The sequence below is a fragment of the Hymenobacter sp. UV11 genome, assembly GCF_004684095.1.
GTDB lineage: Bacteria > Bacteroidota > Bacteroidia > Cytophagales > Hymenobacteraceae > Hymenobacter.
In genome coordinates this window covers 117,518-134,792 of sequence record NZ_SRII01000009.1, presented here as the reverse complement: position 1 = coordinate 134,792, position 17,275 = coordinate 117,518, and the positions used below count along the sequence as shown (strand labels likewise).

The following is a 17,275-nucleotide window of genomic DNA, read 5'->3' as shown; positions in this document are numbered from 1 at the left end:
ATTAGCTGAACTATGAACAATCATTACCCCGCTGCATGGCAGCATTTAGTTGATAAAGTAAAAACCTGGCGCGGCGCATACCTGCTGGTGCTGGCCTGCCTGCTGCTGAGCCCAGCGGCCCAGGCGCAGTCGGGCCCCTACGGCAACGAATGGATTGTGCCCGGCCAAACGTACTACAAGATGAAGGTGTGGCGCGATGGCCTCTACCGCCTCGACTATGCCTACCTGAGCAAGCTCAGCGGCATTGCGGGCGTGGCCCCAACGCAGTTGCAGCTGTGGCGGCGCGGCAAGGAAGTGGCCGTGTACCAGGGTGGCAGCTCCGCCGCGCTCGATAACACTACCTACCTAGAATTCTACGGCCAGCGCAACGACGGCGTGCTCGACCGCGACCTGTATAAAAAGCCCGCCGACCAGTCCCACCCGTTTTTCAGTTTCTATACCGATACGGCGGCCTACTTCATCACCTGGAGCGGCAGCCGGCCCGGCAAGCGCATGGCCCAGCCCGTGGCTGCTGGTAGCACCCCCCACGGCTGGCGCATTCAGTCGGTGCTGAATTTGTACTATGATTGGTTTATGGATGGATGTAATACGGATTATCTCACTTGCTTGCCCTGGATAGAAAAGGGAGAAGGTTTTTACTCCGGTCAGAAAGCTGACGAGTCCATCGTAAATAGTGCCCCCCTGCGAGCGGTCGTGTCTAATCCGGCGGCGCAGTTGCCAACGGCCGAATTAGTAGTTGTGGGCGGGAGTATTCCGCCGGCGTCGAATGGCCTGCACACCACGTCTATTGGGGTTGTGCCGCCCGGTGGCACGTACCGTGAGCAGCTAGTGACTAAGTACCAGGCCTTCAATTTTGTAAGGCCTCGTTTTACGCTTCAGCGGAGTGATATTAGCAGTGATGGGAAAGTAGAGTTGAAGGCAAGGGTAGTCAATCAGAACACCGGGCCTATTTATGATACTTGGCGCCTCGGCTTTGTGCGCATAACGGCGCCCCAAGAGAGCCGCTGGTTTAGTGATGTGCATGACCTATGGTTTCAGAACGACTCGCTGCTGACCGGGCCTGCCACGTATGAGCTCGATAACATTCCGGCCACGGTGATGGGCTACGATATTCAAGACCCCTGGAACGTGCAGCGCATTGCGCCAACGGCTGCCCAAACATTGGGCAGCAGCGCCCGCCGGTTTGTGTTTCCTAATGCGACTAATGAACAAACGCGCCGGCTCTACTTGGCCGATGTAACGCAGCCGCTGGTGCCGGGCGCACCGCTGGCGGTGCACTTTCGGGTCATTGACCCGGTGAAGCCCAACTTTATCATCATCACGCACCCGCAGTTGATGAAAGCGGCTGGCTCAGAACCTAACGCCGCCCGAGCGTATACCAACTACCGCGCCTCGGCAGCCGGGGGCGGCTACGATACGCTGATGGTGACGGCTCCGCTGCTTTACGACCAGTTTCACTACGGCGAGCGGTCGCTGCTGGCGTTGCGACACTTTGCGCTGTGGCTCAACGCTGCTGCCCCTGCTACGCAAACCAAATACCTGCTGCTGTTAGGTAAAGGGCTGCAACCCAATGCCTATCCTGGCTATGATACGCACCCACCCGTTTACCGCGGAATATCCGCTTATGCTACTACCCGCTTCCAAGGCGAACAGGGCCTCGATTTAGTGCCGGTTTCTACGCGGGCTCCTTCGGATAACCTGCTTTCCAGCGATTGGCAGCACGATGACTACCGCGCCAAGCTGCCAACCGGCCGCATTATCGCCGTCACGCCCCAAGATGTGATGAGCTACCTCAACAAATTAAAAGAGCATGAAGCCCTTGGAATCGAGGATTGGCGTAAAAACGTCATGCACTTGGCTGGTGGGGAAAGTGCCGCTGATTTTCAGGAGTTTGGTGGATATCTAGATAAGTATAAGCGCATCATTGAGCGGCCGTTATTTGGTGGCAAAGTAACTACGTACCGGCGCACGACGCTGGGCCTGCCAACTAGTGTGAATATCTCCACAGAACTGAATAATGGCCTGTCAGTTATCTCTTATTTCGGGCACGGCTCTACCAGTAGCTTTGATATTAACCTGGGTGATATCAACGACCCGGTAAACAACTACCATAACGCGGGGCGCTACCCGGTGATGATGTACGACGGCTGCGACGCTGCTGCTTGCTTTTTTAGCCCACCTACTTTTGGGGGAACTTGGCTGCTGGCACCTGCCAAAGGGGCAATTGGCTTCTTGGCACAAACGGACTTCAGCTATGCCTATTTGCTCGACCCGGCCCAGACACTGCTTCACCAACTGTTGTTTAATAACCCCGCCTGGTTTGGCCGCCCGGTAGCCGAAGCGTACGCCGAAGTAGTACGACGCCTGCAAGGCGCTGCACCCTTTGTAAATAACCCTGTGGCGTCGATAAGCTTACTTACTACCCTATGGCAGGGCGACCCGGCGCTGCGCCTATACGCCCCCGCCAAGCCCGATTTCATTGCCAACGGCGTGTCGATGACGCCCGCCACGGTGGCCGCTACGGCCACCAGCTTCCGGTTGAATATCCCGGTAAGTAACCCGGCGCGTATCACCTTCGACTCAATTGAGGTGCGCATTACGCGCAGCTACGCATCGCAGAACGGGGCCGCCACTCGCAAGCCAGACGTTATCCTCCAGACGTTCCGGCAGGCCTGGCAGCGCGATACAACTTATACGGTGACGATTCCTAACTCGGGCAATGTGTTCGGGACCAATAAATTTGTAGTGGAGTTGGACTACCGCAATAAGGTAGCCGAACTGAACGAAAATAATAATTCGGCTGAGCTATCGTACACCTTCCTGCAAGGTGGGGTGACGCAGCTTTCGCCCACCGAGTTTGCGATTGTGTCGACTCCTACCCCCCGATTGGTGGCCCAGAGTAATGACCTTGCTTCGCCCACGCGGGGCTATGATTTTCAGGTCGATTCGGTTGCCACGTTCGATAGCAAAGCTTTGCAGCTGAAGCCAAACCTGCAGGCTGCTGCTATCGCCAGCTGGACCCCCGCGGCCCTGCTGCCGGCGGCCGGCCGCGACTCGGTGGTGTGGTATTGGCGCGTGCGCTTTACTACCCCCTCGGCGCAGGAAGATGGCAGCTGGCAGGTAAGCTCCTTCCGCGTTATTACCAAGGCGCTGGCGGGCGGGTGGTCGCAGAGCCACAACGGGCAGTTTAACCGCGACCAGCTGCAAAACGTGGCAGTCTCGACGCCGGCCAATCGTTGGAAATTTGCCGATAAGCAGCAGGCGTTGCAGCTTAGAACCTTAGGAGGTGGGCCACCAGGTAGCGACGCTACTTTTAATATATTTAACGGCTACGGAATCTTTACTAATACTAATCAGCCGCCTGATGTAGCTTACTGCGCTAATAATGTGCCTAATTTGTTAGTGGCAGTGCTAGACGAGCACTCGCTCAAACGCTTAAATATCACCCAAGGGGGACCGTATTTTACGTGTGGGCAGAACGACCAGACCTTCTATTACTTCAGTAATTACGCTGATACTCTCGACAATATTCAAAATAACGCAGCGCGACAGGCCCAGTTCAATACTTTTATGAACAATATACCTGACGGGGCATACGTGGCACTAATCAGTGTTAATCGGTTGCGTTACAGTAGTATGTTGCCGGCACTAGGCAATTCGTTTTCGACCCTGCTCGGCAGCAAGCTGATTACGCAGCTTAAAAATGGCGACCCGTGGGCGCTAGTTGCCCAAAAGCGGGCGAGTGGCGGGCGCCTGATTCAGGAAACAGGCCCCGACCGGAGCTTGGCCCAGGCAAGCTATAGCCAGGTCGTTACCCTGAATACGATGCTCGCTACCCCCGGCCAGACTGGCAGCGTCACGAGCACGCTCATTGGCCCGGCCCAGAAGTGGCAAACGCTGTACAACACCGTTCGGCGCGAAACAGCTACTTCAAGCTATACTCTGGTGCTATCGGGCGTCGATGCTGCGGGCAAGGCTACCGTGCTGAACCCGAACGTGGGCCACCAACCCGTGGACCTGAGCGCCTATTCAACCACTACTTACCCCTACATGCAGCTGCAGCTGGCCCTGCGCGACTCGGTAAATCGGACGCCGCCGCAGCTGAAGCAGTGGCTCATTACCTACAAGGGCTTGCCCGAGGGTGTGGTGCGCCGCGACCTGATAGCCTCGGCCGTGTATGATACAGCGCGCATTAAAAACCAGGCGCTTACTACCGGTATTATCAGCTTCCCGGTGAAGTTTGATAACGTATCGCAGGAGGCTTTTGCCAGCCGCTTGCAGGTGCAGGTGCAGCTCATCAACGTGGCCACGGGCTTGCCGGTGGCCAGCACCACCAAGCTGCTACCGGCCCCGCGCGACTTGGGCGCCAACGACAGTGTGCTGACCGTGAACGTAAGCCTGAACGTGAAAGGGCTGTTCGGCCGCTTTATTCCGCGCGTGTTCGTCAATCCGCAGCTGCAGCCGGAGCTCTATTATTTCAATAATGTGCTGACGCTGAATCCCTTTACTATTATGGATGCTAGCGTGCCGCCTACCCTCGACGTAGCCGTTGATGGCCGCCATATCTTGGATGGCGAGCTGGTATCGCCCACGCCGGTTATTAGTATCCAGCTGAAAGACAGCGATAAAGTGCGCCATATTACGAAGGCATCGAACTTTACGGTGTTCCTGCAAGGCCCTGGACAGGCCACGGCTACGGCCATTGATGTGAACGGCCCGCTGGTGCACTTCAGTGTAGATAGCACGGCGGGCAGTGTGGCCCGGTTGGAGTTCAATCCTGCCAAGCTGGCTGATGGGGTGTACACCCTGCGCGTGCAGGGCCGTAACCCAGTCAATGCCGCCGCTGCTGCGCAGGATTTTCAGGTGAAGTTTGAGGTGGTGAATGCCTCCACCATTACCAATGTCTTTCCCTACCCCAACCCCGTGACCAGCAAGGCGCGGTTTGTGTTTACGGTGACGGGCCAGGAGCTGCCGCGCAACATGAAAATCCAGATTATGACTCTAACTGGCCGAGTGGTGCGCGAGATTTTTATGAACGAGCTGGGGCCGTTGCATATCGGCAACAACATCACCGACTATGCCTGGGATGGCACCGACCAATACGGCGACCGCTTGGCCAATGGCACCTACCTCTACCGCGTTTCGCTCGACCAGGCGGGCGGCACGTTTGAGCGCCGCGCCACCGCCGGCGACCAGGCCTTTAAAAACGACTGGGGCAAGCTGGTTCTACTGCGGTAAATGGGTAAGTGAGCAAATGAGTAAGGGGTAGGCCGTTCAACTTTCCGAACGGCCTACCCCTTACTCATTTGCTCACTTACCCATTTACTGAATTACCGCCGCCGTAGCGTCACGAAGCTGTAGGCGAACGCGTGCTTCTCGTCGGGCTCGTGGCGCTCGCGGGTTTCCTCGCGCCAGTTGGTGGGCGAGAGGGTAGGGAAGAAGGTGTCGCCGTCGGGCACGGTGGTGTGCACCTCGGTGAGGTACACCACATCGGTGGCGGGTAGGGCCTGGCGGTAGATTTCGCCCCCGCCAATGATGCAGACCTCTTCACCGCCGGGCTGCGTGGCGGCCAGCGCCAGCGCCTCGGGTAGCGAGTTGGCCAGCAGCACGCCCGCCGGTGCCGGCCAGCCGGGCGTGCTGGTAACTACGATATTAGCCCGACTAGGCAGAGGCCGCCCGATGCTTTCAAATGTGCGCCGACCCATCACGACGGGGTGGCCCAGGGTGTGTAGTTTAAAGTGCTTAAGGTCGGCGGGCAGGTGCCAGGGCAGTTGGCCCTGCCGGCCGATTACGCCATTATCGGCGGCAGCTACGACGATGGAAACCATAATTTCAGTTATCGATTATCAGTGAGCAATTATCAAAGCGAAGAGCTACTCTTGGTGGACTCAGCTAGCTTAATTCCAGCCTGGTGCCGCGTAAGAACTCTTCGGTGGTGAGGCGTTTTTTGCCTTCGAGCTGCACTTCGAGCAGGTCGAGCCAGCCGGTGGGGGTAGCCACGCGCAGGTAGTGGCGGGCGTCGGTGGCCCAGGTGCCGGCCGGGGCTGGCTGGTCGGGCAGCTCAGCAGCGCGGTACACTTTCAGGCCGCGGCCATCGGGCAGGGTGGTGTAGGCGGCGGGTGCGGGGGCCAGGCCGCGCACCTGGTTTACCAGCTCGGCGGCGGGGCGCTGGAAGTCGAGCCGGCCGGTTTCCTTGGTTAGCTTGGGGGCGGGGCGCAGATGGGGGGTAGGGGGCTGCGGTGTGCTGGGTGCGGTGCCCGCCGCAATGGCCAGCACCGTGCGCCGGGCCAGCGCCGCGCCCGCCACCTTTAGCTTATCATATAAAGAGCCAAAATCGTCGGCGGGCGCGATGGCTATTTTATCCTGCAAGATGAGGTCGCCGGTATCAATCTCATGGCGCAGGAAAAAGCTGCTGACGCCCGTTTCCTGGTCGCCGTGCATCAGGGCCCAGTTGATGGGCGCCGCGCCGCGGTACTGCGGCAGCAGCGAGGCGTGGATATTGACCGAGCCCAGGCGCGGCATATTCCACACGGTTTCGGGCAGCATCCGGAAGGCCACCACCACCTGCAAGTCGGCCGCGTAGCCTTGCAAGTCGGCCTGAAAAGCCAGGTCTTTGAGGTTAGTCGGTTGCAGCACGGGTAGGCCGTGGGCCAGCGCCGCCGCCTTCACGGCCGAGGCTTGCAGCTGCCGCCCGCGCCCGGCGGGCCGGTCGGGCCCGGTGAGCACGGCCACCACCTGCGCCTCGGGTAGCGTGAGGAGGGTTTCGAGGGTCGGCACGGCAAAATCAGGCGTGCCCATGAAGACAATTCGGAGGGGAGCGGGCATAGGTAATAGAAGACGTTGACGGCACATAAGCAGTGGCTCAGGCCGCCGGTTCTTATTTTTCAGGATACAACAAATACTTCTTGCGCAGCGCCTTGAACTGTCCCAGCTGCGGCTGCCAGCTGGCCCGGATGCTGGCCTCCGAGCGCCCCGCTACCACCTGCACCCGTAGCGAGTCGGTGCCGGCCAGCTGTTCAAAATACTTCGAAAAAAAGTGCGCCTTATCGGTGCTCTGCTGATAAAAATCGAGCAAATAGCGCACGCTGAAAAACTCGGCCGGCTCGCCGGGCCCCGGCTGATGCAGGTCGAGGCCGTAGCAAAGCTGGCCGTTTAGCGGGGGGATAGGGGAGCCGGCGTTGGGGTGGGGTGTAAACTGGTAGGGCCGCGTGGTGGGCTGCGTGGGCGCCCCAATCACCTCAAATGGTCGGTCGGTGCCGCGCCCCACGCTCACGTTGGTGCCTTCGAGCAGGCACACGCTGGGGTACAGCGCTACGGCCCGCGCGGTGGGCAGGTTGGGCGATGGGGGCACCGGTAGGGGGTAGGGCGTGGCGTGGGTGTAGCCGCCCGCCACCGGCACCACCGTGAGCGGGCAGGTGCGGCCGCCGGCCAGCCACTTTTCGCCGTTCAACATCTTCGCCAGCTCGCCTACCGTGAGCCCGTGGCAGATGGGCAGCGGGTCGAGGCCCACAAACGAGCGGTGCTTGGCCTCCAGCACGGGGCCGTCCACCACCGCGCCATTAGGGTTGGGGCGGTCAAGTACCACCACGGCCTTGCCCTGCTCGGCGGCGGCCTCCATAATATAGTGCAGCGTGCTGATGAAGGTATAAAAACGCGTGCCCACGTCCTGGATATCAAACACCAGCACGTCCACATCGGCCAGCATTTCGGGGGTAGGCTTCTTGGTTTTGCCGTACACCGAGCGCACGGGCACACCGGTGCGGGCGTCGCGGCCGTCGGCAATAGTGGCGCCGTCGGCCGCCTCGCCCCGAAAGCCATGCTCGGGTGCAAAAATAGCCGTTAGGTTGACGCCCAGCGTTTTGAGCGTATCTACTAGGTAGGCGTTGCCCACCCGTGAGGTCTGGTTCACCACCAGCCCCACGCGCTTGCCGCGCAGGCCGGGCAGGTAGCGGCCCAGCTGCGCCGCGCCCACCACTAGTGGCCCGGCGGGGGGGGTAGGGCGGGCCACGGGAGCCGGTTGGCGCGTCTGGGTATCGGCGTTGGCTTCCCCTTGGGCAGAGCAGGCGCCGAGGCCGGCCGCCACGAAAATCCATTTCATCATGGCTCAAAAGTACCGTTGTTCGTAAGAAGCGCCCGGCTACTCTGGCGCAACGCCCAGCGCGGCCGTAGCTTTACAGCCACTCGTGAATACCGCCCGCTACATATCGCGCCGCATGGATGGCGCCGACACCGGCTCCTTTACCCACTCCGTTACGCGCATCGCCACGGTCAGCATTGCCCTAGGCATTGCCGTGATGATAGTTTCGTTTTCCATCCTGCACGGGTTTCGCGAGCAGATTCAGAACAAGATTTTCTCGTTTGGGGCCCACTTGCAGCTCTCGCGCTACGACACCAACAACTCGCTCGAAGTAGCGCCCATCTCCGAGCCCCAGCTGCGGCGCGCCCTGGCCCGCTACCCCCAGGTGGCCTCCGTGCAGCCTTTTGCCCGCAAAACGGCTATTATCAAAACGCCCGATGAGGTGCTGGGCGTGGTGCTCAAGGGCGTGAGTGAGCACCACAGCCCCAGCTCGATGCGCCAGAATATGGTGTCCGGCAAGTTCATCACTTTCGCTGATTCGGCGGCCAGCAACGACATCGTTATCTCGCAAAAGATTGCCGATAAGCTGCGCCTCAAAGTGGGCAGTAAGGCGCTGTTCTACTTCATTCAGCAGCCGCCGCGGGTGCGCCCGTTCCGGGTGTCGGGCATCTATCAAACCGGCCTCGACGAGTTCGATGAGGTGTACGTGCTCGGCGACCTGCGCCAGATTCAGGAGCTAAACGCCTGGCCCGATTCGCTGGTGGGCGGCCTCGAAGTGCGCCTGCGCGACTTTTCGCGGCTCGACCGCACCTTCGACCAGTTCTACGAGCAACTACCTTACGAGGTGCGCATCGAAAAAATAACTGACCAGTACGCTCAGCTCTTCGACTGGCTCAACCTGCTAAATCGGAACGTGATTATCTTTTTGATACTCATTATTTTCGTCGCCACCTTCAACATGGTCGCCACCATTTTCATCATGATTCTGGAGCGCACCAAGATGATTGGTATTTTGAAGGCCGTGGGCGCCACCGACAACCAGATTCGGGAGATGTTCTTCTTTCGCGGGCTGTCTATTACCCTCAAAGGGCTGGTTATTGGCAATGTTATCGCCTTGGGATTCTGCGCGTTGCAGTATTACTTCCGCATCATCCCGCTCGACCCCGAAAACTACTACATGGACCGCGTGCCCATTGCCTGGGACCCCACCGTGATGGTGCTGCTCAACGTGGCCACGCTGGTCGCCTCCATCCTCTCGGTGCTCATTCCCACCTATATGATTGCCCGCATCAAGCCCATGGTTGCCATCCGCTTCGACTAATGCCTCCGTGTGGGGGTAGGGTCTGGAACCCAGGCTATTCGTAGCCTGTTAAGCCCGACAGCTAGCCAAAAAATCCCTGTTGGGGAGCTGGAAATCAATTTTTTGCTCCTCTATACCGACTAGCCCTTTTTTAGCGTTTACTCGATACAAAGCGGCTGTTGGCCGATGAAAGAGGGGGTAGGGGGTAAAAAAAACCGTATCTTGCGGGTCCAAATAAGGCATTCTTCTAATTCGGGCGCATGCAACCAACTTGTCGCCCAGCTGCCTCTCAAGGGTATCACAATCTTCTTTTTTCATGAAAAACCTCGTTCTACGAGCAAGCCAGCTGATGCTGGCACTAGTGCTGCTAGGCAGCCTCGGCCTTACTAGCTGCAAAAGCACCGACTCTACCACCGTATTGGGCAACTGGACGAAGAGCAGCACCTTTCTGGGTACGCAGCGTGGCAACGCTGTCAGCTTCGTCATCAATAAAATTGCCTATGTAGGCACCGGCCTCGATGGCAACGCCGTCAAATACAAAGACTTCTTTTCCTTTGACCCTGCTACCGGCAGCTGGAACAAGATAACCCCCATGCCCGCCGCTGCCGCCGCGCGCTACAACGCCGTGGGCTTTTCGGCCGCTGGCAAAGGCTACGTGGGCACCGGCTATGATGGCACGAACCTGCTGAGCGACTTCTGGCAGTTTGACCCGGCGGTCAACACCGTTACGACTACTACCGTAGGCACTACCACCACGACCACGACTACCATCGGTAGCTGGAAGCGGGTGGCTGACTTCCCAACCCCGAACGGCGCAGGCCGCTACGGCGCGGTAGCCGCCAGCATCAGCGATATCGGCTACGTGGGCTGCGGCTACGATGGCAATAACCAGAAGGACTTCTACAAGTACGACCCCACTAGCAATACGTGGTCGGCCCTAACGGCCGGTTTCCCTGGCGACAAGCGCATCGGCGCGCTGGCTTTCGTTATCAATGGCCAGATGTATGTGGGCACGGGTACCAATAACCTGACCTACAACACGGACTTCTGGTCCTACAACCCGGTTGGTAACGGCACTTGGACGCAGAAGCGCGACCTGGCTAACAAGAGCACCTCGACCGATTCGTACGATTATAGCACCGTGGCGCGGGCCTACGCCTCTTCCTTCGTGGTTGGCAACATGGGCTACGTGACGCTTGGTAGCACTAGCGCCGTGCGCACCGACTGCCAGGCCTACGACCCTAGCCTGGATACCTGGACGGCCACCAACCCCTTCACCTTCACTGGCGGCGGCGCCGGACGCAATTCGGCCGTGTCGTTTGGCATTGGTAGCTTTGGCTACGTAGGCACGGGCTACAACGGTAGCGCGCGCCTCGATGATTTCTATAAATTTGACCCCAGTGCAGCGCAGCAATAACGCAGCAACTCGGATAATGGCTAGCTGGCTCCGGACTACTTACCGGAGCCAGCTGCCCCATGCGCTCTTGCTAGTGATAGCGCTGCTGGCGGCCAGCTGCACCAAGGATATTGGCAACATTGGGGTAGGGCTGCCCGACTCGCAGGCCAACACGGGAGCGTATCTCATCGATACCGTTACCGTGCGCGCCTCCACCGTATTGCGCGACTCGGTAGTAACCTCCAACTCGGATAATCTGCTGGTGGGCCGCTACACCGACCCGCAGCTGGGCACGCTTACGGCTAAGAGCTACTTCCAAGTTGGATTGACGGATGCCTTTCATCCCGATGCCACTTTCGTGTACGACTCTACCATATTGGTGCTGCGTACGGCTACTGCTCCCAAGCCCGATAGCTTCATCTACGGCGACACGACCAAGACGCAAGCCTTGTTTGAGGTGCACCCGCTTATCGACCCCATTTCGATTACGAAGCCATCCTTCGCTTCGCCTAAGCTTACGCGTCTCAACTACGACTCGACTACCCTGCTTAACCTAGACCGCGTGGCTCCCCGAGGTCGCGTTCGGCCTACCAAGACCACGCTGCGCCTGCCTCTCGATGATAACACCTTCGGCCGCAAGCTGCTGCTGACGGGCCAGATGGGCCTCCTGAGTACCCAGGACCTGTTTGATAACTATCTGCCGGGCTTGGTTCTTACGCCGGCCGCTGGCGACGACGCGGCCATCGTGCGGCTGAGTGCCTCGGCCAGCGGCGCGGCGCTGATGCTTTACTACCACGACCCAACCAACCCGACGGTGGTGCTTTCCAGCACGTTTTCGCTGGCGAATGGTAACCGCCATTTTTACCAGGTAAAGGCTGGGCGCAGCACGGCAGCCATCCGGAATTTGCCCACTGCCTCGCTTCAGTCTGTTAATTCCTCCCTCACGGGCATGGCAACGGTAGTGGAAGGTGCATTGGGCCTGCAAACCCGTTTGGAGTTCCCGTATCTCACCGACTTGCAGCAGTTTGGTGCCAACCTCACCGTTACCAATGCCCGCATCACAGCGCTGGTGCCTGCATCTACGCTGTCGCCGTTTGTACCGGTGCCGCCTAATCTTTTGCTCAATATTCCTGATGCGAATAATCACCCGCTGGGTCTTTATGCCAATGGTTCCACTGTTGCGGGAGAAGGCACTTACCAAACGGGGATTTCTGCCCAATCGGGAATTGAGCAAGGGTCCTACTTTTGGTCGGTAGACCGCTACATACAAGGCGTCATCAACCGCACTACTGTGAATAATGGCTTCCTGATTTCGTCCGCTGCGTCGGCGCTACCCAACCGGGTAGTGCTGGGCGGCCCGCGCAACACCACCAATAAGCTTGCGCTGCGGATATATTTCATCACGGTGAAGTAAGCATTTACTTCGCCGCATTGGCCGCCGTAAAGGGGGTAGCAATTTCCGCAATGGGCGGAAATTGCTACCCCCTTTTATTATTATCGGCAAAAGAGACAACTAAGCATACCCCTCTTTCTGTTTAAGGAGGGTGTCTGACCTGCCTCCTGCCTCCGCCGCCCGCCCCGACCTGTTGCGCGTTTCCTACGACGACTACCGCGCCCTACCCGCCATTGCCAACTCCGACCTCTCTCGCCTGCGCGACGCCCTCGACGGCCGCCCCCCGCGCACCGATTCCGGCTCGGGTGCCCTGAGCTTCGGCACCGCCTTTCACACCGCCCTGCTGGAGCCAGCCGATTACCAGCCCGGCCAGCCCGGCCTCAACGATACCCTCATTTGGTGGCTGGTGGAAGGCGTGAAGCTAAATACGGAGCTGAATCGCCTGCTTGAACAGGGCGTTACCGAGCGCAGCGCCGTCTTTAGTGAGCCTACCACTGGCACACTATGCAAGCTACGCGCCGACCTGGTACTCAACCAGCCCGGCCAGCCCTACACCGTAGTGGACTTCAAAACTACCCTGGCCCGCGACGCCGACCACTTCCGGCTGCAATGCAGCCACTACGACTACGACCGGCAGGCCGCCTTTTACCTCGATGCCCTCCAGGCCGACCGCTTCCTGCTAGTAGGCGTGCAAAAAGTAGAGCCCTTCGGCGTTTTCCCCCTCGAAGTACCCCCCGATATGCTGGCCGAAGGCCGCCGCAAGTACATGCACCTGCTGAAGTTGCTGCGTGCGCCCGCCACAGCCCCTGCCTACCGCGCCGAAGCGGTGCAGGCTGCCGCCGCCGCACTGGGTCACGGCCACCCGTCTGCCGGCTAGCCCAGCCATTGTTTGTCAGGGAATTTGCTAAACAATTAGTTAGCTGAGCTAGTACTGCTGGCAGCAACGCCCGTTGCTGGTCCTGTTACGAAGGCCAGGCTATAAGTATCCTTACCCCCATCCACATGAATACCGTTAAAAAGGCCCTGCTGGTGCGCCTCGAAGTAAAGCCCGGCCACGAACAAACCGTTGCGGATTTTCTGCGTGGCGCCCTGCCCATTGTGCAGGCCGAGCCTGCCACATTCACCTGGTATGCCTTACAACTGGGGCCAGCTACTTTCGGTATTTTCGATACCTTCCCTGACGATGAAGGCCGCAAAGCCCACCTTGCGGGCCAGGTAGCGGCTGCCCTGGGCACCCACGCCGACCTATGGGCCAGCCCCCCCGCCATCGAGATGGTAGACGTACTGGCCAATAAATAGTCGCCTGCGTCCCTAGCGTCAAGCCAAGCTTGCCAGCCGCCCCGGTGCCGTAGCGCGCCGGGGCGGCTTTTTTTGCTACTTACTGCGGTTCCCGGAATTGGAAAGGGCTCTAAAAGCCAGCTAGGCCATTAGCAGTAAGCTCGCGCAGCAACTGCCGCAGGCCAACTGGCTCTTGCAACTGCCGCACCAGGTACGCTAGGTAGTCCGTCTCGGCCCGCAGGTCGCGCTTAATCTGGCGCAAGCGGGTGCGTTGCTGCTTTTCGGTGCCGCTCCAGGGCGCATCCTCCACGGGGCGCTGGGCGATGGTCAGCTCCTGGGCCAACTGCGTGTGCTGCTGTGCCAAGGCAGCTGTATAGCGTAGTAGCAACGCATCGCTCTCGGGGCTGGCAGTGGGGGTAGGATCCTCACTGGTGGCCAGTAACGATAGCAAAGCGGCCAGGTCGCCGGCCGCATAGGCCGCTGTGATGCGTTGCATCAGCGCCGTTTGAGCCTGTTGCGTGGCTGCATCGGCCTGGGCGGCCCGGTCGGGGTGGTGCACGCGGGCCAGCTGCCGGTAAGCGGCCTTGGTGTTTTGCAGCAGCGACTGGCTCTCGGTTTCGGCGGCCTGGGCCTGGCTGGCGCGTTGCTGATTTTTGCGCTGCTGGCGGTGGGCGCGGGCCGCCGCCGCCGCTTGCTCGTGCGGCAACTCCTGCGCGGTCGGCATCTCGGGCGCGGGGGGGGTAGGGGGCGCCTCGTCGTCCGGTACAGGCAGGGTAGGCGCGTAGCGCGCCAGTATCTCGCGCTCATCTTCCCCGAAGCGCCTTTCCAGGCTGTGCGCATTGTGCACCAGCAGCTCCATCACCTGCACTACCTCGGCGCGGCTGAGGTAGCCCTCAGTCAGGGCAAGTTCGAGTGGGGCGTATAGCGCCCGGCGCGCCGCCACGGCCTCGGCTGCCACCGGGCCTACTTGCCGCCAGTACGTTTGGCGAGTAGCTGCCTGCGCCGCCCGCAGGGTGCTCAGCTGCGCGCGTAGAGCCTCAATAGCCGCCATCGCCTCGCGAAAGGCTTGCTGGGCCGGCGAGCCCACGGCCGCTGTTGCTACCCGGTCGGGTAGCCATTGGCGCTGGAGAAAAGTAAAATCAGTCACGTTTCACAAAAATACGGCTTAGCTCCAGCCGGCGCTATCCAGCCCAGGCAAGGAAGCTACCTAGGACAGGCTGACGACCATTTTTTAAGCTTTCTGACTAGCTTAAGCAATAGCCCCATCAGCCTGCTAATTTGCGCAACAAAGGAATTAATTAATTCGACTTAATTGCGGTAATTAATAGCTTTTAAAAAATAATTAAAAAATTATTCAACGAATACTTGCACAAGTAAAATAATTACCCCACCTTTGTCACACTAAAAAATAAACGCCATGTACCACCACCTGATAAGCTTGCGCAATTCGGATAAAAAGCAGCCAGAAAGGCTGCCCCGGCTCGGTACGTTTGCCTGATTTTAGCTTCCGCTAAATCTGTCGCCGCCCGAGCCCTTGAAGCTCGGGTTTTTTGTTGTTAGCCGGTTATTAGCCGCTTAGCCCATTCTCCCGATGTCCAATCTCCGCCCTAGTTCCCTGCCTGTCTATTCCCAGTTGCAGTTCGGTATAGCCGGGCAAGATGGGTGTCTCCGTGGTTTTTCTTCGTGGTTTCGATACCGGTAATTAATCGGTAAGAAATTGCGATAGTAAAAACCCGGCCTCGAATCCCGGGTTTTTTTTGTGTCTATTTCACAAATAAAAATCAATTTTTATTTGCTTGGGAAAGGTGTGTCTAATGCAAATTGATAATTAATAAAACCGTAATTAATTCAGCCTATTTCCCACCCATTACTCATTTATATCATGCGTTTCAATCTCAATTTTCGCAGCAAAGTCGCGCCGGTTCGCAACCACGAAAATGCCCCGGCCTACCCCCTCACGCCGGCCCAGGAACTGTACGCCGCCGTAGCCACGGCCGCCCTTAGCGACCAGTTCTACGAGTTAGCCGATACCCGCCTGGCCCGCTTGCGCGAGTTGGTGGCCCGTAGCGACCCGCAGTTTGTGGCCCGGCTGGCGGTGTATGCCCGCGAGCAACTCTACCTGCGTTCGGTGCCGCTGGTGCTGGCCGTAGAATTGGCCCGCATTCACCGTGGCAACAACCTGGTGAGCCGCCTAGTGGCGCGGGTGGTGCAGCGTGCCGACGAAATCCCCGAATTATTGGCCTTTTATGCCCAGGCCAACGGCCGTACCGGCGCAAAAGTCCTTGCTCGGCTCTCCAAGCAGATGCAGCACGGCTTAGCGCTGGCTTTCAATAAGTTTGACGCTTATCAGCTGGCCAAGTACGACCGCGACGGTGCGGCAGTGCGCCTCCGCGATGCCCTGTTCCTGGTGCACCCCAAGCCCCACAGCGAGGCACAGCAGGCCGTATTCAATCAACTCGTGACCGGCGAGTTGCCGGTGCCCTACACCTGGGAAACCGAGTTGTCGGCCGCTGGGCAAGTCGCCTATCCCTCGCCCGCCGAGCGGCAGGCGGCCCTCACCCGCACTTGGGAAACGCTGGTGGCCAGCCGCCGCCTGGGCTACATGGCCCTGCTGCGCAACCTGCGCAACTTGCTGGAAGCCAACGTGAGCACCGATACGCTGGCCCTGGCCTGCGCTACCCTCGCCGACGCCAGCCAGGTGGCCCGCGCCCGGCAGCTGCCCTTCCGCTTCCTGGCCGCCTACCGCGAGGTACTGGCCCTGGAAATGGGCGCGGCGCCCCCGGTGCTGGCCGCGCTGGAGGCCGCCATCGGGGCCAGCGCCCGCAACCTGCGCGGTTTCGGGGCCGACACCCGCATAGTGGTGGCCTGCGACGTGTCGGGCTCAATGCAGCAACCTATTTCGCCGCGCAGCAAGGTGCTGCTCTACGATGTGGGCCTGGTGCTGGGCATGCTGCTGCAAAGCCGCTGCCAGCATGTGGTCACCGGCATCTTCGGCAACACCTGGAAGCGGGTGGCGCTGCCCCAGGGCCAGGTGCTGCGCAACGTGCAGGAGCTGTACCGCCGCGAGGGCGAGGTTGGCTACGCCACCAACGGCCACCTTGTGGTGCAGGACCTGCGCCAGCGCCGTGAGGTGGTAGATAAAATGATGATTTTCACCGACTGCCAGCTCTGGGACAGCACCGGTAAAGGCAACACGCTGGCCCAGGAATGGGCCGCCTACCGCGCCAACGTAGCGCCCCAGGCCCGCCTCTACCTCTTCGACCTGGCCGGCCACGGCACCGCCCCGCTCGACGTGCGCGCCGAGCAGGGGGTAGCGCTCATCGCCGGCTGGTCCGACAAAATATTCGACGTGCTCGCCGCCCTCGAAACGGGGGGTAACGCGCTCACCGAAATCGAAAAAATTGAGCTATGAAAACCAAGTGGCCCGGCCGGGCAATAAAGCGAGACCCCCGGTCGGTTGCGTTAGCCGAATAATTACTCGCCTAAAATTAAATTCAGGCAAAAGAAATAAATTGGCAAAATAATTGTTTAATCATTCATACGAATCTGTTCTATGATTCCCGACTTAGGCAAACGGCTGACCCCTTAATGGCAGCCGCTGGCCGGAACGGCTCCCCGCCGGGGCCCTGTTTGCTCCGGCGGCCCGTTCCAAACCAGTCCCCCAACTCCCTCTCTTTCAGGTGCCGTAGGCTCGGCGTTACTTCGTGGTTGTCGGCGCAAGCCGTAGGGTTCGAATCCCACTGCCGCTATTTCGGTAGCGGCAGATACGCTGGCCGCTTGTCGCCCTGAATTCGGGAATTATTGATTTTTTCTAATTAAACCGGGTGCCGT

General features: G+C 59.4%; 12 protein-coding genes. 7 read left to right on the top strand and 5 right to left on the bottom strand.

Going from position 1 to position 17,275, the window contains the following annotated elements; genetic code table 11:
• Positions 1–12: 12 nt before the first annotated feature.
• Positions 13–5,238, top strand: coding sequence for a C25 family cysteine peptidase (locus E4631_RS17980; RefSeq protein ID WP_133655650.1), 5,226 nt, complete (start codon positions 13–15; stop codon positions 5,236–5,238).
• 92 nt (positions 5,239–5,330) lie between these two features.
• Here the strand turns inward: E4631_RS17980 and E4631_RS17975 are convergent, their stop codons facing one another.
• From E4631_RS17975 to E4631_RS17965, 3 genes are all read right to left on the bottom strand, one after another.
• Positions 5,331–5,828 carry a dihydrofolate reductase gene (locus tag E4631_RS17975; RefSeq protein WP_133655649.1) on the bottom strand — a complete coding sequence of 166 codons (498 nt, stop codon included), beginning with the start codon at positions 5,826–5,828 and terminating at the stop codon, positions 5,331–5,333.
• 64 nt (positions 5,829–5,892) lie between these two features.
• Positions 5,893–6,825 carry a methionyl-tRNA formyltransferase gene (fmt, locus tag E4631_RS17970; RefSeq protein ID WP_133655648.1) on the bottom strand — a complete coding sequence of 311 codons (933 nt, stop codon included), beginning with the start codon at positions 6,823–6,825 and terminating at the stop codon, positions 5,893–5,895.
• A 52-nt stretch (positions 6,826–6,877) separates the two neighbouring features.
• Complete coding sequence (locus E4631_RS17965) at positions 6,878–8,101, bottom strand: exo-beta-N-acetylmuramidase NamZ domain-containing protein (protein WP_133655647.1); 1,224 nt, start codon at positions 8,099–8,101, stop codon at positions 6,878–6,880.
• An 82-nt stretch (positions 8,102–8,183) separates the two neighbouring features.
• Here E4631_RS17965 and E4631_RS17960 point away from each other — a divergent pair, with 82 nt between their 5' ends.
• On the top strand, positions 8,184–9,398 hold the full coding sequence (locus E4631_RS17960) for an FtsX-like permease family protein (protein ID WP_240735040.1): 1,215 nt from the start codon (positions 8,184–8,186) through the stop codon (positions 9,396–9,398).
• Positions 9,399–9,446: 48 nt separating this feature from the next.
• Here the strand turns inward: E4631_RS17960 and E4631_RS17955 are convergent, their stop codons facing one another.
• Positions 9,447–9,695, bottom strand: coding sequence for a hypothetical protein (locus tag E4631_RS17955; protein ID WP_133655646.1), 249 nt, complete (start codon positions 9,693–9,695; stop codon positions 9,447–9,449).
• On the opposite strand from E4631_RS17955, the gene E4631_RS17950 reads away from it, so the two are divergent.
• The 4 genes from E4631_RS17950 to E4631_RS17935 all read left to right on the top strand — a co-directional run bounded on the left by E4631_RS17950 (position 9,694) and on the right by E4631_RS17935 (position 13,465).
• Positions 9,694–10,794, top strand: coding sequence for a galactose oxidase (locus tag E4631_RS17950; RefSeq protein WP_133655645.1), 1,101 nt, complete (start codon positions 9,694–9,696; stop codon positions 10,792–10,794). The genes E4631_RS17955 and E4631_RS17950 overlap by 2 nt on opposite strands.
• Positions 10,795–10,810: 16 nt before the next feature.
• Positions 10,811–12,187 (top strand): DUF4270 family protein, encoded by a 1,377-nt coding sequence (locus E4631_RS17945; RefSeq protein ID WP_166647927.1) that lies wholly within the window; start codon positions 10,811–10,813, stop codon positions 12,185–12,187.
• Between the two features lie 130 nt (positions 12,188–12,317).
• Entirely contained in the window at positions 12,318–13,043 is a 726-nt protein-coding gene (locus E4631_RS17940) for a PD-(D/E)XK nuclease-like domain-containing protein (protein ID WP_133655643.1), read from the top strand.
• 125 nt (positions 13,044–13,168) lie between these two features.
• Complete coding sequence (locus E4631_RS17935; protein ID WP_133655642.1) at positions 13,169–13,465, top strand: putative quinol monooxygenase; 297 nt, start codon at positions 13,169–13,171, stop codon at positions 13,463–13,465.
• A gap of 109 nt (positions 13,466–13,574) precedes the next feature.
• Here the strand turns inward: E4631_RS17935 and E4631_RS17930 are convergent, their stop codons facing one another.
• A complete protein-coding gene (locus E4631_RS17930) occupies positions 13,575–14,591 on the bottom strand; it encodes a hypothetical protein (RefSeq protein WP_133655641.1) in 1,017 nt (338 codons plus the stop codon).
• A gap of 735 nt (positions 14,592–15,326) precedes the next feature.
• On the opposite strand from E4631_RS17930, the gene E4631_RS17925 reads away from it, so the two are divergent.
• Complete coding sequence (locus tag E4631_RS17925) at positions 15,327–16,856, top strand: TROVE domain-containing protein (RefSeq protein WP_133655640.1); 1,530 nt, start codon at positions 15,327–15,329, stop codon at positions 16,854–16,856.
• Positions 16,857–17,275: the final 419 nt, after the last annotated feature.

Bases quoted from the DNA above. Each gene is read 5' to 3' on its own strand.
- E4631_RS17980 (WP_133655650.1), top strand. From the start codon at position 13: ATGAACAATCATTACCCCGCTGCATGGCAGCATTTAGTTGATAAAGTA.
- E4631_RS17975 (WP_133655649.1), bottom strand. From the start codon at position 5,828: ATGGTTTCCATCGTCGTAGCTGCCGCCGATAATGGCGTAATCGGCCGG.
- fmt (WP_133655648.1), bottom strand. From the start codon at position 6,825: ATGCCCGCTCCCCTCCGAATTGTCTTCATGGGCACGCCTGATTTTGCC.
- E4631_RS17965 (WP_133655647.1), bottom strand. From the start codon at position 8,101: ATGATGAAATGGATTTTCGTGGCGGCCGGCCTCGGCGCCTGCTCTGCC.
- E4631_RS17950 (WP_133655645.1), top strand. From the start codon at position 9,694: ATGAAAAACCTCGTTCTACGAGCAAGCCAGCTGATGCTGGCACTAGTG.
- E4631_RS17955 (WP_133655646.1), bottom strand. From the start codon at position 9,695: ATGAAAAAAGAAGATTGTGATACCCTTGAGAGGCAGCTGGGCGACAAG.
- E4631_RS17945 (WP_166647927.1), top strand. From the start codon at position 10,811: ATGGCTAGCTGGCTCCGGACTACTTACCGGAGCCAGCTGCCCCATGCG.
- E4631_RS17935 (WP_133655642.1), top strand. From the start codon at position 13,169: ATGAATACCGTTAAAAAGGCCCTGCTGGTGCGCCTCGAAGTAAAGCCC.
- E4631_RS17925 (WP_133655640.1), top strand. From the start codon at position 15,327: ATGCGTTTCAATCTCAATTTTCGCAGCAAAGTCGCGCCGGTTCGCAAC.